General features: G+C 72.7%; 19 protein-coding genes. 9 read left to right on the top strand and 10 right to left on the bottom strand.

Translation table 11 applies throughout. The features are described from left to right. The first annotated feature begins 240 nt into the window (after nt 1–240). Nucleotides 241–1,698 (top strand): phosphatase PAP2 family protein, encoded by a 1,458-nt coding sequence (locus AC27L3_RS02420; RefSeq protein ID WP_487232280.1) that lies wholly within the window; start codon nt 241–243, stop codon nt 1,696–1,698. Nucleotides 1,699–1,798: 100 nt separating this feature from the next. Here the strand turns inward: AC27L3_RS02420 and AC27L3_RS02415 are convergent, their stop codons facing one another. Together AC27L3_RS02415 and AC27L3_RS02410 are read right to left on the bottom strand one after the other, a co-directional pair. Then, nucleotides 1,799–2,488 carry an HAD family hydrolase gene (locus AC27L3_RS02415; protein ID WP_487232307.1) on the bottom strand — a complete coding sequence of 230 codons (690 nt, stop codon included), beginning with the start codon at nt 2,486–2,488 and terminating at the stop codon, nt 1,799–1,801. 25 nt (nt 2,489–2,513) lie between these two features. Beyond that, nucleotides 2,514–3,698, bottom strand: a complete 1,185-nt coding sequence (locus AC27L3_RS02410; protein ID WP_487232279.1) for an alcohol dehydrogenase catalytic domain-containing protein — start codon at nt 3,696–3,698, stop codon at nt 2,514–2,516. A gap of 443 nt (nt 3,699–4,141) precedes the next feature. Here AC27L3_RS02410 and AC27L3_RS02405 point away from each other — a divergent pair, with 443 nt between their 5' ends. From AC27L3_RS02405 to ctaF, 3 genes are all read left to right on the top strand, one after another. Next, nucleotides 4,142–5,101, top strand: a complete 960-nt coding sequence (locus tag AC27L3_RS02405) for a TIGR03557 family F420-dependent LLM class oxidoreductase (protein WP_487232278.1) — start codon at nt 4,142–4,144, stop codon at nt 5,099–5,101. An 85-nt stretch (nt 5,102–5,186) separates the two neighbouring features. Continuing rightward, the gene (gene ctaD / locus AC27L3_RS02400; RefSeq protein WP_487232277.1) at nt 5,187–6,914 is read left to right on the top strand and encodes an aa3-type cytochrome oxidase subunit I; all 1,728 of its coding nucleotides are present in this window, start codon (nt 5,187–5,189) and stop codon (nt 6,912–6,914) included. Next, nucleotides 6,911–7,300 (top strand): aa3-type cytochrome oxidase subunit IV, encoded by a 390-nt coding sequence (gene ctaF / locus AC27L3_RS02395; protein ID WP_487232276.1) that lies wholly within the window; start codon nt 6,911–6,913, stop codon nt 7,298–7,300. The genes ctaD and ctaF overlap by 4 nt, the downstream gene beginning before the upstream one ends. A gap of 10 nt (nt 7,301–7,310) precedes the next feature. Here the strand turns inward: ctaF and AC27L3_RS02390 are convergent, their stop codons facing one another. From AC27L3_RS02390 to AC27L3_RS02380, 3 genes are all read right to left on the bottom strand, one after another. After that, nucleotides 7,311–8,483 (bottom strand): GDSL-type esterase/lipase family protein, encoded by a 1,173-nt coding sequence (locus AC27L3_RS02390; RefSeq protein WP_487232275.1) that lies wholly within the window; start codon nt 8,481–8,483, stop codon nt 7,311–7,313. Between the two features lie 55 nt (nt 8,484–8,538). Next, a complete protein-coding gene (qcrB, locus tag AC27L3_RS02385; RefSeq protein ID WP_487232274.1) occupies nt 8,539–10,185 on the bottom strand; it encodes a cytochrome bc1 complex cytochrome b subunit in 1,647 nt (548 codons plus the stop codon). A 130-nt stretch (nt 10,186–10,315) separates the two neighbouring features. Further along, nucleotides 10,316–10,852, bottom strand: coding sequence for a DUF1360 domain-containing protein (locus AC27L3_RS02380; protein ID WP_487232273.1), 537 nt, complete (start codon nt 10,850–10,852; stop codon nt 10,316–10,318). 163 nt (nt 10,853–11,015) lie between these two features. Here AC27L3_RS02380 and AC27L3_RS02375 point away from each other — a divergent pair, with 163 nt between their 5' ends. Next, nucleotides 11,016–12,491 (top strand): aminotransferase class I/II-fold pyridoxal phosphate-dependent enzyme, encoded by a 1,476-nt coding sequence (locus tag AC27L3_RS02375; protein ID WP_487232272.1) that lies wholly within the window; start codon nt 11,016–11,018, stop codon nt 12,489–12,491. Nucleotides 12,492–12,507: 16 nt separating this feature from the next. Here the strand turns inward: AC27L3_RS02375 and AC27L3_RS02370 are convergent, their stop codons facing one another. Both AC27L3_RS02370 and AC27L3_RS02365 read right to left on the bottom strand, forming a co-directional pair. After that, nucleotides 12,508–13,212 (bottom strand): hypothetical protein, encoded by a 705-nt coding sequence (locus AC27L3_RS02370; protein ID WP_365969086.1) that lies wholly within the window; start codon nt 13,210–13,212, stop codon nt 12,508–12,510. Next, the gene (locus AC27L3_RS02365) at nt 13,209–13,727 is read right to left on the bottom strand and encodes an RNA polymerase sigma factor (protein WP_487232271.1); all 519 of its coding nucleotides are present in this window, start codon (nt 13,725–13,727) and stop codon (nt 13,209–13,211) included. Before AC27L3_RS02365 ends, AC27L3_RS02370 begins: the two co-directional genes overlap by 4 nt. Nucleotides 13,728–14,128: 401 nt before the next feature. Between AC27L3_RS02365 and AC27L3_RS02360 the strand changes: the two genes are divergently transcribed. Beyond that, nucleotides 14,129–15,700, top strand: coding sequence for a trypsin-like peptidase domain-containing protein (locus tag AC27L3_RS02360; RefSeq protein ID WP_487232270.1), 1,572 nt, complete (start codon nt 14,129–14,131; stop codon nt 15,698–15,700). A 72-nt stretch (nt 15,701–15,772) separates the two neighbouring features. On the opposite strand, the gene AC27L3_RS02355 is transcribed toward AC27L3_RS02360, so the two are convergent. The 3 genes from AC27L3_RS02355 to AC27L3_RS02345 all read right to left on the bottom strand — a co-directional run bounded on the left by AC27L3_RS02355 (nt 15,773) and on the right by AC27L3_RS02345 (nt 19,154). Beyond that, nucleotides 15,773–16,624 (bottom strand): isocitrate lyase/PEP mutase family protein, encoded by an 852-nt coding sequence (locus AC27L3_RS02355; RefSeq protein ID WP_487232269.1) that lies wholly within the window; start codon nt 16,622–16,624, stop codon nt 15,773–15,775. A gap of 376 nt (nt 16,625–17,000) precedes the next feature. Next, on the bottom strand, nt 17,001–17,474 hold the full coding sequence (locus AC27L3_RS02350; protein ID WP_365969081.1) for a VOC family protein: 474 nt from the start codon (nt 17,472–17,474) through the stop codon (nt 17,001–17,003). Nucleotides 17,475–17,648: 174 nt separating this feature from the next. Next, entirely contained in the window at nt 17,649–19,154 is a 1,506-nt protein-coding gene (locus AC27L3_RS02345; RefSeq protein WP_487232268.1) for a M28 family metallopeptidase, read from the bottom strand. Between the two features lie 219 nt (nt 19,155–19,373). Here AC27L3_RS02345 and AC27L3_RS02340 point away from each other — a divergent pair, with 219 nt between their 5' ends. From AC27L3_RS02340 to AC27L3_RS02330, 3 genes are all read left to right on the top strand, one after another. Next, a complete protein-coding gene (locus tag AC27L3_RS02340) occupies nt 19,374–20,039 on the top strand; it encodes a CBS domain-containing protein (RefSeq protein WP_487232306.1) in 666 nt (221 codons plus the stop codon). Nucleotides 20,040–20,205: 166 nt separating this feature from the next. After that, nucleotides 20,206–20,565 carry a hypothetical protein gene (locus AC27L3_RS02335; protein ID WP_487232267.1) on the top strand — a complete coding sequence of 120 codons (360 nt, stop codon included), beginning with the start codon at nt 20,206–20,208 and terminating at the stop codon, nt 20,563–20,565. Nucleotides 20,566–20,589: 24 nt separating this feature from the next. Further along, nucleotides 20,590–21,156 carry a cupin domain-containing protein gene (locus tag AC27L3_RS02330; protein WP_487232266.1) on the top strand — a complete coding sequence of 189 codons (567 nt, stop codon included), beginning with the start codon at nt 20,590–20,592 and terminating at the stop codon, nt 21,154–21,156. The last annotated feature ends 7 nt before the right edge of the window (nt 21,157–21,163 follow it).

The following is a 21,163-nucleotide window of genomic DNA, read 5'->3' as shown; positions in this document are numbered from 1 at the left end:
TGGAGTTCGGCCCAGGCGACGGCGGTCGGCGCGCCCCACTGCCGGGCCAGCTGCAGTTCCTCGGCGACCAGGGCGCGGGCCCGGGCCGGGGCTGCCTCCTCTTCGCCGCGGCCGGGGCCCTGGCGGGGCCGGTGTGGGGGGGGGGGTTTGGGGGGGCCCCGCGGTGGCGGGGGGGCCCCACCGCCACGTTTGCAGGACATGTTTCGCGTGCGGGGGCGGCGAGCGGGTAGACGTCGGCGCATGCGCAAGGTGATGAGTTCCTGGGACCGTGCGGTCTTCGCGAAGGTGGCCGGGCGCCACTGGCCCGGCGGTGACGCGGTGCTGCCGCGGCTGTCGCGCTGTGCCGACCACGGCGTGCTGTGGCTGGGGGTCGCGGCGGGGGCGGCGCTGCTGGGCGGGCGCCCGGGGCGGCGGGCCGCGCTGCGGGGCGTGGCGTCGCTGGCGGTGGCCTCGGCGACGGTCAACACCCTCGGCAAGCGCTCGGTGCGCCGGCTCCGGCCGGGGCTGGACGCGGTGCCGGTGATACGACAGTTGACGCGGCAGCCGTTCACCACGTCCTTCCCCTCGGGGCACTCGGCCTCGGCGGCGGCCTTCGTCGCCGGGGTCGCGCTGGAGCGGCCGCTGTGGGGGCTGGCCCTGGCGCCGCTGGCGGCGTCCGTGTGCTTCTCCCGGGTGTACACGGGCGTGCACTATCCGGGCGACGTGGTGGCGGGGGCGCTGCTGGGCGCGGGGGCGGCGTTCGCGGTGCGCGGGGTGGTGCCCACGCGCGGGCAGCTGGCGCCGCCGGCCCGGCCGCGGGCCGAGGCGCCGGCACTGCCGGGCGGGCGGGGGCTGGTGGTGGTCGCCAACAACGCTTCGGGGCAGCGGCTGCAGGGGCGGGCGGATCCGGTGCCGGAGATCCGCGCGGTGCTGCCGGACAGCGAGATCGTCGAGTGCGCTCCGGACGAGTCGCCGGAGAAGGTGCTGGAGGCGGCGGCCGTACGGGCCACCGAGCTGGGCGGGGCGCTGGGCGTCTTCGGCGGCGACGGCACCGTGAACGCGGCCGCGGCCGTCGCCGCGCGGCACGGCCTGGCCCTGGCGGTGCTGCCCGGCGGCACGTACAACCACTTCGCGCACGACCTGGGCATCGAGTCGTCCGCCGACACCGCGCTGGCGGTGGAGGCCGGCGAGGGCGTGGCGGTGGACGTGGTGCGCTTCGACGGGCACCGCTTCCTGAACACCTTCAGCATCGGCGCCTATCCGGAGCTGGTGCGCGTGCGCGAGCGGTGGGCCCCGCGGGTGGGCGCGTGGCCGGCCGGGATCGCGGCCGCGGTGCACGTGCTGCGCACCAGTGAGCCGGTGGAGTTGCGGGTGGAGGGCCGGCGCCGCCGGGTGTGGCTGCTGTTCGCGGGCAACTGCACCTACCGCGGGGTGGGCGCGGCCCCGGTGCGCCGGTACGACCTGGCGGACGGGGTGCTGGACGTGCGCATGGTCCTCGGCGGCCGGCTGGCCCGCACCCGGCTGCTGCTGGCCGCGCTGTCGGGGGGCCTGCGGCATTCGCCGGTGCTGCGCTCGGACCGGGTGCGGCGCCTGACGGTGGAGGAGGTGCCCCCGGGCACTCCGTTGGCGTACGACGGCGAGGTGTGCCCGGCGCCGCGGTCGCTGACGCTGGAGAAGGAGAACGAGGCGCTGGTCGTCTACCGGTTGCCGGGGCGCTGACCGGTCGAGCGCTTCTCAGTCCACGGGGCTTGTCAGTCCATGGGGCTTGTCAGTCCATGCGGTTTCTCAATGCATGCGGCTTGTCAGTCCATGCGGCGTATCAGTCCATACGGCCGAAGGGGCTGTCGTCGAGGGCAGCCAGCAGGTCGGCCGGGTTGCGGTAGACGGCGACCGCGCCGGCGCGTTCGAGGTCGTCGCGGCCGATGCCTCCGGAGAGCAGGGCGATGCAGTCCACCCCGGCGGCACGGGCCGCCTCGACGTCCCAGACGGTGTCGCCGACGAACAGGGCACGCTGCGGCGGCACGTCCGCCTCCTCCAGTGCCACGCGCACCGGTTCGGCCGCGGGTTTGCTCTCCTCGACGTCGTCGGCGCTGGTGGCGGCGCGGATGGCGTCGTCCGCCCCGAGGGCGCGGCGCAGTGCCGCGAGCTCCGCGCCCTTGGCGGAGGTGGCCAGCACGACGCGCCAGTCGCGGTCGGACAGGGCCCGCAGCAGCTCGGGGGCGCCGTCGAGGACGGCCAGGCGCTCGAACCAGGTGGCGTACAGGGTGCTGTGCGCGGCGCTGATGGCGGCGTCGCCGTCGCGGTCGCGGTCCTCGCCGAGCAGGCGGTCCATCAGTCGGTCGGAGCCCATGCCGACGGTGTGGTGGATGTCGGTCATGGCGACCCGGTGGCCGGCCTGGCGGAACGACTCGAACCAGGTGACGGCGTGCAGGTAGTTGGTGTCGACGAGGGTGCCGTCGACGTCGAAGACGGCCGCGCGGGGGTGGGCCTCGCTCGCGGCGGTGGTCATGTCGTCGTACGCGGTCACGGCGGCCTCAGGGGGTGAGGAGTGTCTTGATCATGCCGTCCTCCTTGGCCTGGAAGGTCCGGTAGGCCCGGGGGCCCTCCTCCAGGGGCAGGACGTGGGTGGCGAAGCCCTCGACGCCGAGCGGGTCGGCGTCGCTCAGCAGGGGCAGGATGGCGTCGGTCCAGCGGCGCACGTTGGCCTGGCCCATGCGCAGCTGGATCTGTTTGTCGAACATCGTCATCATCGGCATGGGGTCGGTCATGCCGCCGTAGACGCCGACGACGGAGATGGTGCCGCCCCTGCGCACCGCCTCGACGGCGGTGTGCAGGGCGGTCAGGCAGTCGACGCCGACGCGGTCCATCAGGCGCTGGGAGACGGCGTCCGGCAGCAGGCCGGTCAGCTGCTGGGCGGCCCTGCTCGCCGGGGCGCCGTGCGCCTCCATGCCGACGGCGTCGACGACCGCGTCGGTGCCCCGGCCGTCGGTGAGCTCGCGGATCGCCTCGACGAGATCCTTGCCGTGTTCGCGCAGGTCCAGGGTGACCACGCCGCGCGAGCGGGCCCGCTCCAGGCGTTCGGGCACCAGGTCGACGCCGATGACCTGTCCGGCCCCGCGGTGCAGGGCGATGCGGGCGGTCATGTCGCCGATGGGACCCAGTCCCAGCACGGTGAGGCTGCCGCCCGGGGGGATCGCCGCGTACTCGACGGCCTGCCAGGCGGTGGGCAGGACGTCGGAGAGGTAGACGAAGCGTTGGTCGGGCGGGCCGTGGGGCACCTTGACCGGCAGGGTGTCGCCGAAGGGCACCCGCAGGAACTCGGCCTGCCCGCCGGGCACCTGCCCGTAGAGCTTGGTGTAGCCGAAGAGGGAGCCGCCCTTGCCGCGGTCGCGGACCTGGGTGGTCTCGCACTGCGACTGCAGTCCTTGGTTGCACATCCAGCAGGTGCCGCAGGAGAGGTTGAACGGCACGACGACACGGTCGCCGACGGCGAGGGTGGCGACCTCGGGCCCGGCCTCCTCGATCACGCCCATCGGCTCGTGGCCGAGGATGTCGCCGGGGTCCAGGAACGGGCCGAGGAGCTCGTACAGGTGCAGGTCGGAGCCGCAGATCCCGGTGGAGGTGATGCGTACGATCACGTCGGTCGGCTGCTGCAGCACCGGGTCCGGGACCGTCTCGACGCGTACGTCCCGTTTGCCGTGCCAGGTCAGGGCCCGCATGTCGCCGCCTTCCGCTCGCCGTCGGATCGCCCTGCCGGGTTCCCCTCCGCGAGCGGCCGAAACGCCGGTGCTCAGGGGCCGGTGGCCGGCTCGGGCCGGGGGCCCGGTCCGGGCAGCGGTCCCGGGGGCGGCAGGGGGTCGGGCCCGGGGGGAGGGGGCGGTGGGGGCCGGTCGGGGCCGGGCTGCGGGGGCGCGGGCGGTACGGGGTCGGGGCCGCCGGGGCCGGGGCGGGGCCCCGGTGCCGGTCCCGGCTGGGGGCCGCCGGGCCCGGGCGCGGGGGTGGGCTTGGGCGGTACGGGGTCCGGTGGGCGCGTCAGTTCGAACATTGCTGCCGGGTACCCGCCCGCGGGGCGGTCAACCCTCGCTGTTTGAGGTTGCGGGCCGCGGTTACCCGTAGCACCCGTGATGCCGCGAACGGCCGTCGACGAGGGGTGTTTCCTGCCATGACCGAGTACGGCTACTTCCTGTCCTGCGAGGAGAACACGCCGCAGGACCTCGTCGAGCAGGCCCGGATGGCCGAGGACGCGGGCTTCACCTCGCTGTGGATCTCCGACCACTTCCATCCCTGGACCGGCGAGCAGGGGCACAGTCCCTTCGTGTGGTCGGTGATCGGCGCCCTGTCGCAGGCGACCTCGCTGCCGGTGCAGACCGCGGTGACCTGTCCGACCGTGCGCATGCACCCGGTGGTCACGGCGCAGGCGGCGGCGACGAGCGCGGTGCTGCTGGGGCCCGGCCGCTTCCGGCTGGGCGTGGGCAGCGGCGAGGCGCTCAACGAGCACGTCCTGGGCGACCGCTGGCCGGAGGCCCCGATCCGGCTGGAGATGCTCGCCGAGGCTGTGGAGGTGATGCGCCGGCTGTTCACCGGCGAGGAGGTCAGCCACCGCGGCCGCCACTACACGGTGGAGAACGCCCGTCTGTACACCGTCCCCGACGAGCCCGTGCCCGTCGACGTCTCCGCCTTCGGCCCGGCGGCGCTGAAGGTGGCGGCGCAGATCGGGGACGGCCTGGTGACGATGGCGCCCGAGAAGCAGGCCGTGGAGCGCTTCCGCTCCCTGGCCGGCGCGGACAAGCCGGCGATCGGCGGGATCAAGGTGTGCTGGGGCACCGACCGCGACGCCGCGGTGGACACCGCCCACCGTCTGTGGGCGGTGGAGCAGCTGCCCGGCGAGCTGAACCAGGTGCTGCCCACGCCCGGCCACTTCGAGCAGGCGGCGACGATGGTGCCGCGCGAGAAGGTGGCCGGTTCCGTGGTGTGCGGTGACGACGTCGACGCGCACGTCGCCGCCCTGCAGGCGTACGCCGACGCGGGCTTCGCGCGCGTGCACGTCGGTCAGATGGGACCGGACCAGCGCGGCTTCTTCGACTTCTACGCGACGAAGGTGCTGCCCCGCCTGACCGGCTGACGGTGCGCCGATCGGCGCAAGGACGGTTTGCCCCGCGGCGATCCCGGCTACAGACGAAGGCGCCCGCCTGAGGGATGGAGAGCCGATGCCGCAGCTGGACCACGACACCAGCGTCCAGGGTGCGGCCGCCGGCGAACCGGAGAGCCGGCCGGTGCGGCTGGGGGCGCGGATCCTGGGCTACCTCACCACCACGGACCACAAGGTCATCGGCAACATGTACCTGGTGACCGCCTTCTGCTTCTTCCTGCTGGGCGGGGTGCTGGCCATGCTGATGCGGGCCGAGCTGGCCCGGCCGGGGCTGCAGATCGTCACCGCCGAGCAGTACAACCAGCTGGTGACGATCCACGGCACCGTCATGATGCTGCTGTTCGCCACGCCCATGTTCGCCGGCTTCGCCAACGCCGTGATGCCGCTGCAGATCGGTGCCCCGGACGTGGCCTTCCCCCGGCTGAACGCGATGACGTACTGGCTGTTCCTCTTCGGTGGCCTGATCGTGGTCTCCGGTTTCCTCACCCCGCAGGGCGCCGCCTCCTTCGGCTGGTTCGCCTACGCCCCGCTCAACAGCGCGGTGCGCACGCCGGGGGCCGGCGGGGACCTGTGGGCGATGGGGCTGGTGGTGGCCGGGCTGAGCACCACGCTCGGGTCGGTGAACTTCATCGCCACCATCGTCACGCTGCGGGCGCCGGGCATGACGATGTTCCGGATGCCGGTCTTCACCTGGAACATCCTGTTCACCTCCATCCTGGCGCTGCTCGCCTTCCCCGTGCTCACGGCGGCGCTGCTGGCGCTGGAGGCGGACCGCAAGTTCGGCGGGCACGTCTTCGACGCGGCCAACGGCGGGGCGCTGCTGTGGCAGCACCTGTTCTGGTTCTTCGGCCACCCGGAGGTCTACATCGTGGCCCTGCCGTTCTTCGGCGTCATCACGGAGATCGTCCCGGTCTTCAGCCGCAAGCCGCTGTTCGGCTACTTCGGCATGGTGGGGGCGACGATCGCCATCACCATGCTCTCGGCCACCGTCTGGGCGCACCACATGTTCGCCACCGGTGCGGTGCTGCTGCCGTTCTTCTCCCTGCTGTCGTTCCTGATCGCGGTGCCGACGGGGGTGAAGTTCTTCAACTGGATCGGCACGATGTGGCGCGGCAGCCTCTCCTTCGAGACCCCGATGCTGTGGGCGATCGGCTTCCTGGTGACCTTCCTGCTGGGCGGGCTGAGCGGGGTGCTCATCGCCTCCCCGCCGCTGGACTTCCACGTCACCGACAGCTACTTCATCGTCGCCCACCTGCACTACGTGCTCTTCGGCACGGTGGTCTTCGCGATGTTCGGCGGCTTCTACTTCTGGTGGCCGAAGTGGACCGGGCGCATGCTCGACGAACGGCTCGGCCGGATCCACTTCTTCACCCTCTTCGCCGGCTTCCAGATCACCTTTCTGGTGCAGCACTGGCTGGGCTCCGAGGGCATGCCGCGCCGCTACGCCGACTACCTGGCGGCCGACGGCTTCACCGCGTTGAACACGCTCTCGTCGATCGGCGCGTTCCTGCTGGGGCTCTCGACGCTGCCGTTCCTGTACAACGTCTGGAGGACCGCCGTGTACGGGCAGAAGGTCGCGGTCGACGACCCGTGGGGGTTCGGGCGCTCCCTGGAGTGGGCGACCTCCTGCCCGCCGCCGCGGCACAACTTCGTGGCGCTGCCCCAAGTGCGCTCGGACTCCCCCGCCTTCGACCTGCACCATCCGGAGGCCGGTGACCGGCCCGTGCCCGTGGGCGCCCCGGAGGCCCGGCCGAGCCTGGAGGGCGAGGAGGGGGAGCTGGAATGAAGGCGGAGGCCCTGCTGTTCGCCGGCGTGGCCGGCTTCTTCTTCGTCACCGACGTCGTCTACACGTACTGGGCGCGGGAGCCGGCCGGCACGGCGGCGCTGACGGTGTCGTTCGCGATGGCCTCCGTGGTCTCCTTCTTCTGCCTGGTCAACTACCGGCGCCGGGGGGTCCGCCCGGAGGACCGTACGGACGGCAAGGTGGCCGACCGGGCCGGGCCGCTGGACTTCTTCCCGCCGCACAGCGTCCATCCGGTGCTCACCGCGGCCGGCGCCGCGCTCACGGCCCTGGGCATCGTCTTCGGCCTGTGGCTGTTCCTGCCGGCCGTCGGTGTGCTGCTGGCCGGCGTGCTGGGCATGACGTTCCAGTTCAACCGGCGGCCGGGCTGAGAGCGGCGGCTCAGGCAGCGAACACTGCGCCGTCGGCGAAGGCCAGGGCGGCGAAGTTCTCGCCGATGCGGCGGTGGCCGGCGCTGTCCGGGTGCAGCGCGTCGGGCAGCGGCAGTTCGGCGAAGTCGGCCTCGCCGTAGAGCGAGCGGCCGTCGAGGTAGTGCAGGTGGGGGTCCTCGGCCGCGCGCCGCTCGACGACCTCGGCGAGCTGCTGCCGGATGAGCGTGAGGGTGAGCCGTCCCGGCTCCGAGGGGTCGCCCAGGGCCCGGAAGCCGACCTTCGGGCCGTCGATGTCGGCGGTGAGGGGGCCGGGGGTGTCCTCCTGGATGGGGCACAGCAGCGGCGAGACGACCAGCAGGGGCGTGGTGGGGTGACCCTCGCGGACGGTGTCGAGGAAGCCGTGCACCGCCGGTGCGAAGGCCCGCAGGCGCATCAGGTCCAGGTTGGTGATGTTGATGCCGATCTTGATGCTGAGCAGGTCCGCGGGAGTGTCCCGCATCGCCTGGGCGGTGAACGGGTCGAGCAGGGCGTTGCCGCTGAGTCCCAGGTTGATCAGCTCCACTCCGCCGAGGGCCGCGGCCACCGCCGGCCAGGTTTCCGTGGGGGCGTCGGCGCTGGATCCCTGGCTGATGGAGCTGCCGTGGTGCAGCCACACCCGGCGGCCGCGCCCGGGCAGCGGCTCGACGGGGGCGTCGGTGCGCAGCGCGATCAGTTCGGTGATCTCCGTGTGCGGCAGCCAGATCTCGACGTCCTTCTCGGTGCCGGGCAGGCCGTCGAAGCGGGCGGTACCGGGCGGGCCGGGCCGGGTGGTCACGGTCTGCGTGGCCCAGTCGAGGGTGTCGACGTTGCCACCGGGGACGGTGGTGCGCCCGGCGGGGCGGCCGTCCACCGTCAGCTCGTAGATGCCGTCCTCGGCTCCGCGCAGGCCGGCGTAGGCCGTCTTCGTCGGCAGGACGTCGAGTTCGAGCACCGTGGCCCGGGTGCGGAAGGCCAGGCGCACTCCGGAGGGCCGGGCCGAGGCCCGGGCGAGGTTGTCGTCGGGGAAGAGCCTGCGGGCCCGGGCGGGCAGCCGGTGCGGCAGCACGCCGTGTTCGGTGCGCTCCAGCTCCAGGGCGCCGCGCACGATGCGGGCGTCGATGGGGGTGGTGGTCCAGCGGGGGGCGGGGTGGGACTGCGCATTCATGCCCCCAGCCTGCCAACGAAGGCGTGCGGGCGCACCCGCCTTTTCGCACGCCTGCTCAGCTCTCCTCGCGCTCCTTTACCGGCTCCGTCTGCGGTTCGGCCAGGCGGACCGCGATCTGTGCGCGCTGGGCCTCGGTGACGGGCATCTCGACGCGGTCGCGGTAGTACCAGGAGCTCAGCACCGCGCGCAGCCGTACGCGGCGCGGGGCGGGCCCCTCCTGCACGGTCAGCGGCCGGGGCATCTCACGGACCATCAGGGGGTAGGCCTCGGCGGCGGGAAGCGTCTCGCTGCCCTCGTCGAGGGCGCCGAAGACGCTCTGGGCGACCTCGCCGTTCTCCTCGCCCTCCGTGAGGCGGCCGCGGTCGCGTTCCTGCAGGGCCAGGCACAGGCGCTTGGTGAGGGCGAAGGCCAGGACGGGGCCGGCGACGACGAGCACGCGCAGCACCCAGGTCAGGTCGTTGACCGAGATGCGGAAGGTGTAGGCGATGACGTCGTTGCCGCCGGCGATGAGCAGCAGGGCGTAGGCGACGGTGGCGGCGACGCCCAGGCCCGTGCGGGTGGGGCGGTCGCGGGGGCGGTCGCACAGATGGTGCTCGGTGCGGTCGCCGGTGACCCACTTCTCGAACCAGGGATAGGCGTACAGCAGGGCGAACAGGGCCGCCGGCAGCACGACCGCGGGCAGCAGGACGTTCCACATCAGTGTGTGGCCGGCCACGTTGTTCTCCCAGGGCGGCATCAGCCGCAGGGCGCCTTCGAGGAAACCGACGTACCAGTCGGGCTGGGAGTCGGTGGCGACCTGGTCGGCGCGGAAGGGCCCGTAGTTCCACACCGGGTTGATCTGGGCGAGGGCGCCGAGGACGAACAGGGACCCGCAGACCATGAGCATGAGCCCCGTCGACTTGGCCGTGAACTGCGGAAACATCGGTTGTCCGACGACGTTGCGATTGGTCCTGCCGGGCCGGCTCCACTGCGTGTGCTTGAGATACACCACGAGGAACAGGTGCAGGCCGACGAGCCCCAGCAGGACGCCGGGGACGAACATCACGTGCACGACGTACAGCCGGGGGATGAGCAGCTCGCCCGGGAACGGGCCGCGCCAGATGAAGAAGGCGAGGTAGGTGCCGACGAGGGGGATGGAGGTGACGATGGTGTAGGCGGTGCGCAGCCCGGTGCCCGAGAGCAGGTCGTCCGGCAGCGAGTAGCCGCAGAAGCCCTCCAGGAGCGCGAGGAGGAAGAGGGTGACCCCCACCGTCCAGTTCAGCTCCCGCGGCCGGCGGAAGGCGCCGGTGAAGAAGATCCGCAGCATGTGCACGCCGGCGGCGGCGACGAAGACCAGGGCCGCCCAGTGGTGCACCTGACGGATCAGCAGGCCGCCGCGCACGTCGAAACTGAGGGTGATCGCCGAGGCGTACGCCTGGGTCATGCGCTGCCCCCGCAGGGGCGCGTAGGAGCCGTGGTAGACGGTCTCCGTCATGCTCGGGTCGAAGAAGAGCACCAGGAAGGAGCCTGTGACCACCAGCAGGAGGAGGCTGTAGAGCGCGAGCTCGCCCAGGAAGTAGGACCAGTGGTCGGGGAAGGCCTTGCGCAGCAGCAGCCGGCCGGTCTCGCTGGCGGGGAACCTGCGGTCCAGTGCCGTGAAGCCGGCCTGTGCGGCCATCCGGGCCCGTTCCTCGACGCGCTCCTTCCGCCGCCCGAACAGCATGCGCCCACGCTCCCGTCCGCATCCGTGCGGGCGGCCGCACCGCCGCACCGCGGCTGATGGGTAACCGGTGCGCCGCCGGGTCAATCCCCCGGGCGGGGCGGATTAGGCGGTTCAGGGACCGGGACGGGGCTCATCCGGCGGCTTGCTGGAGTTTGGCGTAGGCCAGTTGCAGGACGTCCGCCGCGGAGACCACGGTCATGCCGCCGGCCAGCCAGCGGGTGGCGGTCGGTGCCACGAGCAGGCCGGCGACGCCGGCCGTGGCCACCCACTGCGTCAGGCAGAAGGGGCAGACGAGCAGTTCGCCGACGGCGTGGCGCACCGGGCCGGGCCGGGGGGCCTCGGTCACCTCGCCGGGCCCGGCGGGCTCCTGGTAGGTGGTGAAGGGGGCGCGCAGCGGGGAGGTGACCGCGTCCTTGGCGAGCAGGCGGCTGGTGCGGAAGGTGGCGACGGCCAGCAGGGCGAGGTCGGCCGGAGCCGGGCGGCGGGGCAGGGGCCGACGGCGGGTGAGCGCCACGGCGCCCGCCGCGGTGGCGGCGAGGGCCGCGTAGCCGCCGAGCAGGGCGACGTAGCCCACCAGGGGCCGTTCGCCGCCGGCCTCGTCGGCGCCCTGCTCGTAGCTGCGCCGGATGCGGCCGAGGCGGCCGCCGTCGCGCCGTGTGTGTCCCACGCCGTCCTCCCGCTGCCGGTGTGCCGGTGGTCCGGCGTACGCGTACCCGCTGCCGTCGACGCTATGACCGTGCGGCGGCGCGCGCGAGCGAGGGCACCCGGCCGGAGGTGCGCGCCGCGCCGGGGTTGTTTCCCCGGGCGGCGATCCGGGGAGCCGAGGAGGCATGGACCACTCACAGGCCCCCGTGCTGGAGGCCCTCGCCGCGTACGCGCACAGGGGCCGGACGCCCTTCACCCCGCCCGGCCACAAGCAGGGGCGCGGGGTGGATCCCCGGGTGCGGGCGACGCTGGGCGAGGCGGTGTTCGCGCACGACGTGCTGGCCATCAGCGGCCTGGACGACCGGGCCGGGCGGCACGAGGTGCTCCAGCGCGCCGAGCGGCTGATGGCGGACGCGGTGGGGGCGGAGCACACGTTCTTCTCCACCTGCGGCAGTTCGTTGTCCGTCAAGGCGGCGATGCTCTCGGTCGCCGGGCCGCACGAGGAGCTGCTGATCGGACGGGACGCGCACAAGTCGGTGGTCTCGGGGCTCATCCTCTCCGGCGTGCGGCCGGTGTGGGTGGAGCCGAGCTGGGACGCGGAGCTGCACCTGGCCCATCCGCCGTCGCCCGAGGCGTTCGAGCGGGCCTTCGAGCGGCACCCGGACGCCAAGGGCGCCCTGGTGACCAGCCCCACCCCGTACGGGACGTGCGCGGATCTGGCGGGCATCGCCGAGGTGTGCCACCGGCGGGACCGGCCGGTGGTGGTCGACGAGGCGTGGGGGGCGCACCTGCCCTTCCACCCGGACCTGCCGACCTGGGCCATGGACGCGGGGGCGGACGTGTGCGTGACGTCGGTGCACAAGATGGGCTCGGGCCTGGAGCAGAGCTCGGTCTTCCATCTGCAGGGCGAGCGCGTGGACATGCACCACCTGGCCGCGTGCGCGGACCTGCTGGGCACCACCTCGCCGTCGGTGCTGGTGTACGCGGCGCTGGACGGGTGGCGCCGGCAGATGGCCGAGCACGGGCGGGAGCTGTACGGCCGGGCGCTGGCCCTGGCCCGCTCGGTGCGCTCGCGCGTGGAGGGGATCGAGGGGATGCACGTCCACGACGGGGCCGATTTCTGCGGGCCGGGGCGCGCGGCCGACCTGGACCCGCTGCAGCTGATCGTCGACATCGCCCCGCTGGGCACCACCGGCTACCGGGCCGCCGACTGGCTGCGCGAGCACCACGACGTCAACCTGCACGTGTCCGACCACCGCCGGATCAGCGCCCAGCTGACCCACGCCGACGACGAGGGGACGGCCGCGGTGCTGCTCGCGGCGCTGACCGACCTGTCGCGGCACGCGGGGAAGCTGCGCACGTCCACCGTGGTGGAGGTGCCCTCCCCCGCGCAGATGCGCCTGGAGCAGGTGCTCCTGCCGCGGGACGCGTTCTTCGGCCGTACCGAACAGGTGCCCAGGGACAAGGCCGAGGGCCGCATCGCCGCGGAGATGCTCACCCCCTATCCGCCCGGCATCCCCGCGGCCCTGCCCGGCGAGCGCCTGAGCGCACCGGTCCTGCGCTATCTGGACAGCGGGGTACGGGCCGGCATGCTGGTGCCGGACGCCGCGGACCCGGAGCTGGGCAGCGTGAAGGTGGTCGTGGAGCCCGCCGCGTCGTGACCGGCGGGCCCTTTCGTCAGGCCGTGGCGGTGAGCTCCTCGATGCGCTCGGGGAAGTCCGGCTGCGGCAGGGGCAGGTCGACCTCCTCGACGAAGCCGAGGGCGTCGGGCACGTAGGCGATGACGGCGGAGGCCGCCGGGGAGAAGCGTTTGCCGCCGCGCAGGCTGTCGAGCATCTGCAGGGCCGCGTTGAGGTCGCAGCGGTCGATGTCCTCGGGCGTCTGCGGGATGAGGGCCTCCAGGCCCGCCTGCCGCCGCCACAGCTCGGCCTCCCGGCGCTCGCCGAAGGCCATGTGGTGCAGGTACAGGCAGCAGGCGGCGCCGGCGGCGTCCGCACCGGCGGCGAACTGCCACCAGAAGCGGGCGCTGTCCTCCCGGTCGGCCAGCTGCAGCACGCACCCCAGGACCAGGGCGCCGTCGGGCTCCAGGAGCCGGTGGGCGAGGAAGGCGCCGAGCTTGTGCAGGTCCTGGGCGACGACCGTCTCGCACAGGCTGCGCAGGCGCCTGCGGAAGGCGCGGTGCGGCAGGGAGTTGCGCTCGGCGGCCCGCACGGCGGCGGTGCGCGCGGGCTCCATCTCGTCGTCGAAGTACAGCGCGCCGTGCCACATGCGCTCGGCGAGGCGGGCCCGCAGGCGGGCCTCGGCCTGATCGGTGTCGGCGACCGTGTACGGCCGTGGTTCGAGGCGGGCTTTGGCCAGCGCGTGGTCCAGGGAGCCGATCACCGGTGCTCCTCTTCTCTCTCCAGTCCGAGCGCGTCGTGGAGGCGGTGTCTTGCGAATCGGGCGGTGGAGCGGACACCGCCTTGGGTGATGCCCATGATGTCGGCGGTCTCCCGGATGGTGTAGCCGAGGCAGTAGTGCAGGACGATGACGTCGTGCTGGCGTTCGGGCAGAGCGCAGATGGCCTTGTAGATGGACAGGCTCTCCTCGAGCTCGCCGATCGGGTCGACGGCGTGGCGCAGGGCGGAGGTCTCGAAGGCGGCGGTGTCCATGACGGTGGGCCGCCGGCCCCGGGCACGGGCGCAGTCGATGGTGCGGTGGCGCACGACGGACCAGGCGTAGGCGTTGGGGGACTCGGTGGCCAGCACGTCGCTCCAGCCGAAGCAGAGGTCCTCGAAGGCCTGGTCCACGGCCTCTTCGGCGTCGTGGCGGTTGCCGAGGTAGAGCTCGGCCCACTGCATGTATCGGGGGCGGTAGAGCTGATGGAAGGCGCGGTAGTCGGCAGGCAGTTCGGTCATGGGAAACGTACCCGCGTTGCGGGCGGGCGTCACCGTTTGCCTCCCCGCCGCCGCTGCGGAGTCCGGTGGTCGGCGCCAAGGACGCAACGGAACGGCGCCGCGCTTCGCACCTCGCCTGCATCGTGTGGGATCACGGAAGTACTGGTCCCTCCGGTCGTGGATGGTCGTGGGCCGGTCAGGGCGTGCCAGGCCCGCGTCACCGCACCCCGGAGGCGACGCCTTGCTCTCCCCTCCGCCATTAATGGCGTTTCTGGAGGGGCGTTTGTGCATGAGCAGATCGTAAAGTCTTACGGAAGGTTGTCGTCCGGTTACGTTCGGACACACGTGCGGTCGGTGGAGGGGAACGGGGCCGCTCTGCCACAGTTCGCTCCGACGCATCCGAAACGATCAAGGAGCTTGCCGTGCGCAGAGGCGCAGCATCGCGCTTACGGACGACACCGCACTTACCAAGAACACTGCGCGCCGCGGCCGCCGGGGTGGCCGCGGTCGTGGCGGCCGCGGGGCTGCTCGGCGCCCCGGCCGCCCGGGCGGCCGACCGGCCCGAGGCGCCGCTGATCGCGGCGGACTCGCCCGCGGGCGCGAAGTTCCGCTCCTCCGGCCGCCTCGTCGGGGGCGGCGGCACGACCTGCACCGCGACGGTCGTGCACGCGACGGGCCGGCCTGCCCCCGCGCAGAGGGCACTGATCCTCAGCAACGGGCACTGCGCCGACGACGGCCTACGCACCAACGAGGTCGTCGTCGACCGGCCCGCGCCGCAGGACTGGAGCTTCACCCCCGCGTACTTCCACGACAACACCGCCGAGCAGAAGACCTTCCGCGTCGAGCGCATCGTCTACGCCACGATGAAGGACATCGACGTCTCGGTGCTGCAACTCTCGGCCACTTACGGCGAACTGGCCCGGCTGCGGGTGACGCCGCGGACGCCGGCCCCCGCGCTGCCGCCCACCGGCACCCGGCTGCAGGCCGCCCACGCCCCCAGCGACGGCGTCGAGGACGGCAAGCGGTTCCTGCGCCTGTCGACGTGCACGATCACCGGCTCCTCGGTCGCCCTGCACGAGCACACCTGGCTGTGGCGGGGCTCCGGGCGCACCGACTGCCGGGGCATCAGCGGCGGTTCCTCCGGCGGCCCGGTCACCACGGCCGACGGCGAGCGGATCGTGGGCATGCTCAACACGCTCGTCACGCCCGGCTACCTCGGCTGCGGGCTCGGCCGCCCCTGCGAGGGCTCGCCCTCGGGGCTCGTGGTGCCGTCGGACGACACCGTCTACGCCACGCCCGTCGGCGCCGTCGCCTCCTGCCTGGAGGAGCGCGGTCTGCGCCTGTCGCGGCCGGGCTGCCGGCTGGACCGCGGCGAGCAGGTGAGCATCGACTTCTCCGGCCGCCAGACGCGCTCGGTCACCGACCAGGGTCCGGCCCGCTGGGACGCGCACGTGACCCCGGCCGACGCCGCCCGTCACGCCTATGTCGCCTTCAAGAGCGGGCCGTTCGGCACGGTGGACTGCACCCGGCCGGAGGGGTACGCACGGCCCCGGGCGCTGCCCGCCTCCGGCGTGGACCACACCGAGGTCCTGCCGTCGCGCGACAACCTGTACGTGCTGTGCGCGGCCGGCGGCCCGGACGCCACCCTGCACGGCGCCGCCTGGTCCGCCTCCCTCGCCCACGCCGCGTACGCCTACGTCCGCGTGGACAACACCGCGCCGACGGTGGCCCCGGCGGTGGACGTGCAGCGCTTCGACGGCGACGACGGCGCCTTCTTCTGGGTGCGTCCCGTCTACGCGCCCTGGGAGATCACCATGTACAAGGTGAAGTACGGGCCCGGGGCGAGCACCGACTGCGCCGACCCGGCGGGCTACCGGCCGTTCCTGGGCGTCCCGGCGAGCCTGAAGGTCTCCGAGGGGCCGTGGAGGTACTGCGCGATCGGCTACGACAACGCCGACAACCCCACTCCCCCACTGGCGAAGGACGTCTCCTGACGCACCGGGCGGGTCCGGGTCCGGGTCCGGGGGCGTCCCGGGCCCGGACCCGCCCGGCGGGGTGACGCCGGGTCAGTCGGCGGCCGAGGCGTGGTGGCGGCTGATGTTGCGCTCCAGCAGCCCCAGGCACTCGGCCACGCCGACGGACCCGGGGACGACCTCGGGCAGCCGGCCGTCCTCGCCCTTGAGCCGGCGCAGGGCCTCGTCCATCGCCGTCTGGGCGGCGAAGAGGCACGGGGTGCTGTAGATGGCCACGTCCACGCCGAGGTCGCCGAGTTCGGTCAGGCTCAGGCGCGGCGACTTGCCGCCGGCGATCTGGTTGAACAGCAGGGGCTTGTCACCGATGACGCCGCGGACCTTGCGGATCCACTCGACGCTGCGCACGCCGTCCACGAGGACGACATCGGCCTCGGTGGCGGCCAGGGCCTCGGCGCGGCGCAGGATCTCGTCCTCCTCGGTGGCGTCCGTGCGCGCCACGACGAGCAGGTCCCGGCGGCTGGCGAGGACGAGTTCGAGCTTTTCGAGGTACTCCTCCAGCGGCAGGATCTGCTTGCCGCTGACATGTCCGCAGCGGCGGGGGCGCTTCTGGTCCTCCAGGATCACCCCCGAGGCGCCGATGGCCTCCAGGTGCTGCACGGTGTGGCAGGCGGTCTCGGGGTCGACGTAGCCGTCGTCGATGTCGACCAGCAGGTGCTGGTGGGGGAAGGCGAGGCGCAGGCGCTGGACGAAGGCGACGATGTCGGGCCAGGCGATGAAGCCGATGTCCGGCAGCCCGTAGTGCGAGGCGGCGAAGCCGAATCCGGAGATGAACATGCCGTCGTAGTGCTGGGCCGCGACGGAGGCGGAGAACATGTCGAAGATGCCGATGAGCGGGGTGGTGCCGGGCGTGGCTATGGCGTCGCGTAGCCGGTTCGGGTGATTCACGGTACCCTCCGGGAGAGGTTGCGCCGACGCGTGGTACCGACCGCTGCCCGCTACAGCTCGCGGTCGGTCCGGCCGGCGTCGCGGACCGTTCGGGAAGCCCCGGGGCACGGCTGTCGCACCGTCATGTGCGATGCCGTTCCCGGGGCTTTGTCGTGCCTGCCGACGGGCAGGGTCCGGACGTTAGTCAAGCTTTGGTCATGGAGCAACATAGGAGAGGTAAAACCGACCGCCGGAAGCGCCACTTCCCGCCGCGCACTGCGGTGACATACGGCGCGCTCCCGGCCCGGGGGCGCGAGGGCTCCTGCGGTGCGCCGTGACGCACCATGGCCGAGAACGCCTCGTTCCGCAGGGGCCCGGCGCCCCTGGAACCGACCGCTCAGCCCCGCTGCGCGTCGAGCAGACCCTGGATGTCGATCTTCTTCATGCCCATCATCGCCTGCATGACGCGCTGCGACGTCACCGGGTCGGGGTCGGCCAGCAGCTCGGGCAGCGCCCTGGGCACGATCTGCCAGGACACCCCGAAGCGGTCCTTCAGCCAGCCGCAGGGACCCTCCTCGCCGCCGCCCTCCGTCAGCCGCGCCCACAGCTCGTCCACCTCCGCCTGGTCCGCGCAGTCGACGCTGAGCGAAAGGGCTTCGGTGAAGGTGAATTCGGGGCCGCCGTTGAGGGCCATGAACCGCTGCCCCGCCAGTTCGAAGTCGATGACCATGACCATGCCGGGCTCCCGCGGGCCCGCCTCGCCGTACCGCTTGACCTCGAGAATGCGGGAGCCGGGGAAGACGGAGAGGTAGAAGTCGACCGCCTCCTCGGCCTCGGTGTCGAACCACAGGCAGGGCGTGATCTTCTGCATGGCGGCATCCTCCTGAGGGGTGGCGAGCCGTGCCGGCCGGTACCGAGTAGACCCGATGCCCGGCCGGAACGCACTCACCGGCGGCAGCGCGTCAGCCTTCGGGCGCCGCAATTCCCCCTCCGGTGGCGCCCGGCCCGCCGGGGTGGTACACCGAACGGACCGGGCGCTGCGCGCCTACTTGGTGGCGGGCTCGTGCAGCGAGCTCAGGTCGTGGGCGTAGATGCCGACGGCGTGCGCGATGACGTCGATGTTGGTGTCGAAGGACTTCAGGTCGATGTTCGACAGGTTGTCACCGGCGCCGTGGTAGTTGCGGTCGTAGGCGACGCCGGCCGTACCGCCGTAGCGGGCCGCCTGCTCGGGGGTCTTGATGCCCTCGGCACCGGTGAAGGTGCCGCCCGCCGGGATGCCGACCTCGATGAACGGGCCGTAGTCGGAGCGGCCGTCGAAGTCCGTGCCCTCGTGCGGCGTGCGGCCACGGTCGAGGAAGCCGTTGATGAGGCGCTCGATCTGCGCGGAGCCCTCGGGGCCGGGACCCGAGCCCTTGTGGTCGGAGTCGTCACCGTCGTAGACGAACTCGACCGGGTTCGGGGAGGCGATCATGTCGAAGTTGAGGTACAGCGCAATGTTCTTGCGCTGCTTCTCGTTCAGCTGGGCGACGTAGTGCTCGGAGCCGAGCAGGCCCAGCTCCTCGCCCGACCACCAGGCGAAGCGCACCTTGTTGGCGGGCTTGTGGCCGGGCCCCCGGATCTCGTCGGCGAGGTTGAGCGCGACCTCGATCAGGCCGGCCGAGCCGGAGCCGTTGTCGTTGATGCCCGGGCCCGCGGGCACGGAGTCCAGGTGGCTGCCGAGCGTCACCACGTGCCCGGCGTCGCCGCTCCTGGTCTCGGCGATCACGTTGCGGGTCTGCCGCTTGACCGCCTCGGTGGCCACGTTCAGAGTGACGCGCACCTCGCCCTTGGCAACGGCCGCGGCCAGCGCCTCGCCGTCGGCCAGCGAGATGCCGCCGGCGGGGATGTGGGCGTTGGCGGGGGCCTCGACACCGCCGTGCACGGGGGCGGTGCCGGAGTGGTTGTACAGGATGAGGCCGGCGGCGCCCGCCTTGGCGGCCACCTCCTCCTTCTGCTTGAACGTGCAGGAGCCCCGCTTGACGAGGGCGATCTTCCCGGCGAAGGAGCCGGAGGCGTAGTCGTCCAGGTCGCAGCCGGGGGTGTCGTCGACGCGCGCGGCGGCCAGCGGGGCGGTCAGGCCGCCCTCGGGCGTGGCCTTGCTGAAGTCGTAGGCCCTGACGGTGATCTCGCGCTGCTCGGGGGAGAGCACGGTGAGCTTCTCGCGCAGCGTCTTGGACTCGTAGAAGTCGAAGTTCTGGTACGAGACGTCGTAACCGGCCTTCTTCAGCAGGCGGTAGACGTACTCGGAGGATGCCTGGTGGCCGGGGGTGCCGGCGGCTCGGTTGCCACCGTTGGCGTCGGCGATCTGCTGAAACGCCTTCAGGTGGCGGTAGGCGCTCTTCGCAGTGGAGTCCTTGACCAGCTTCTTGGCGAGCCGTTCGGCCTGTCTGTTGTGCTGCGAGGAGGGCGCGGGGCTCGCTTGCGCGGGCGCCGCGGCGGCGAGCAGGAAGGGCGTGGCGACGGCGGTCGCCGCCAGAGCCGATATCGCGCGCCGGCGTGAAGATACTCGCACGGAAGGTCCTTTCGGGCCCGGCCGGCCGGGTCGGATCGACCCGGCACGGGGTCGGTCGGCGGTCGTGGGTCGACCGCGGCTGGAGGGACCCTAACCGAGCACGGCAGTGCGGCGGCAGGGTTTTCCCGGGCGCCGACACAAGATCGACACGGCACGGCCATGCAGGCCGTTGTGCGAGGCTGGAGGGGTTTTGCGGGAGCGGAAGGGACTTCGAAGATGCTGCAGCACAGAACCGTCGGCGACCTGATGACCCACTCGGTCGTACGGGTCCAGCGCGGCACCCTCTTCACGGAGATCGTGCACGTCCTGCAGGAGCACGACATCACGGCCGTGCCGGTGGTCGACGAGGAGGACCGCCCGGTGGGCGTGGTCTCCGAGGCCGACCTGCTGACCAAGGCGTCCGGCCACCCGGACCCCTCCGGGCTGCTCGCACCGGAGCACGCGGATGAGCAGGTGCGCGTCAAGTACGAGGCGACGACGGCCGAGGGGCTGATGACCAGCCCCGCCGTGTGCGCCCGGCCCGGCTGGAGCGTCGTGGAGGCCGCGCGCACGATGGAGGAGCATCGCGTCAAGCGGCTGCCGGTGATCGACGATTCCGGCCGGCTGGTGGGGCTGGTCAGCCGGGGCGATCTGCTGCGGGTCTTCCTGCGCACCGACCGGGCGATCAGGGAGGAGATCATCGAGGACGTCCTGGTGCGCACCCTGGGCGAGCCGCCGTCGGCCGTGGGCGTCGAGGTCAATCACGGCCAGGTGCGCCTGAGCGGCTCGGTGCGGCGCAGCGGCCTGGTGCCGGTGCTCGTGCAGTTGTGCCGCAGCGTGGACGGCGTGGTGAGCGTCGAGCACCATCTGAGCGCCCAGATCGAGGACGACGCGCCCACGCCCTGACCGCCGGTACGCCCTTCGGGTGAACCCTGGCGGCGGGAACGGGCCCGCGCCGGCCGGCCGTGGCGCGAAAGCCACGGCCGGAAATGCTCTGGTGGCCGAATGCGTACGGCGGCGATCCTTGCTCCGCGCCAAGATCGCACATTCGTCCCCCTGGAGAGGAACCCTCATGACGCGCCTGCGCATCGCCTGCCTGACCCTGGTGGCGGCAGCCGCCGTGGCCACCGCGGCGGCACCCGCCGTGGCCGCCCCCGGCGAGACGCTGAACGTGTGCGCGTCCTCGCGCACGCCCGACGGGTGGGTCGACACCCAGTGGTGGTCGGCGGGCAACTGCCCCGGCAGCGGGGCGAACTGGAAGCAGATCAAGCAGCTGACCGGCCTGCCCGTGGGCACCCAGGTCAACTCCTGCGCCTCCACCTATCCGCCGGCCGGCTGGACGATCAAGCAGGCGTACTGGTCGGCCAGTTGCCAGTACTCGCCGGTTCCCAGCTTCTCGCCCAACGCCTGGCTGCTGGCCCGCACGGCCTGAACCATCCCGAGGAGTGCGTTTCCCGTGTCCTTCCTGTCCCCCGACTACCCCGAGATCCTCTACCCCGCCGACGAGGGCGAGATCTCCGCGTCCTTCCGGCCGGCCGACAGCGCGCCGGACTACACCGCGCCCAACGGCAACACCTACCACTACCTGTCCACCCGGCTGACCACGGACGGGCTCTTCGGCCTCTACCAGAACCGCATGGGGCCGGCCGTCGGCGGGACCAGCCCGCACTTCCACAAGACCATGTCCGAGGCCTTCTACGTGCTCTCGGGCGAGATCCACGTCTTCGACGGCGAGCGCTGGTTCGACGCCTCCAAGGGCGACTACCTCTACATCCCGCCGGGCGGGGTGCACTCGTTCGGCAACATCTCCGGCGAGCCTGCGGAGTTCTTGATGCTCTTCGCCCCCGGCGGCGCCCGCGAGGGCTACTTCGAGGGCCTGGAGCACGTGGCGGGGATGACGGATGCGGAGCGCGCCGACTTCTTCCTGCGACACGACAGCTTCTTCGCCGACATGGCCAAGGGGCCGGGGGCCGACTCCTGGGAGGACCGGGCCGCGCTCCGCAAGTCCTTCAGGACTCGCTGAGTTCACG

Source organism: Streptomyces sp. PKA51 (genome assembly GCF_057552455.1).
The sequence above is the reverse complement of the archived record's forward strand: the minus strand, read 5'-3'. Positions and strand labels throughout refer to the sequence as shown.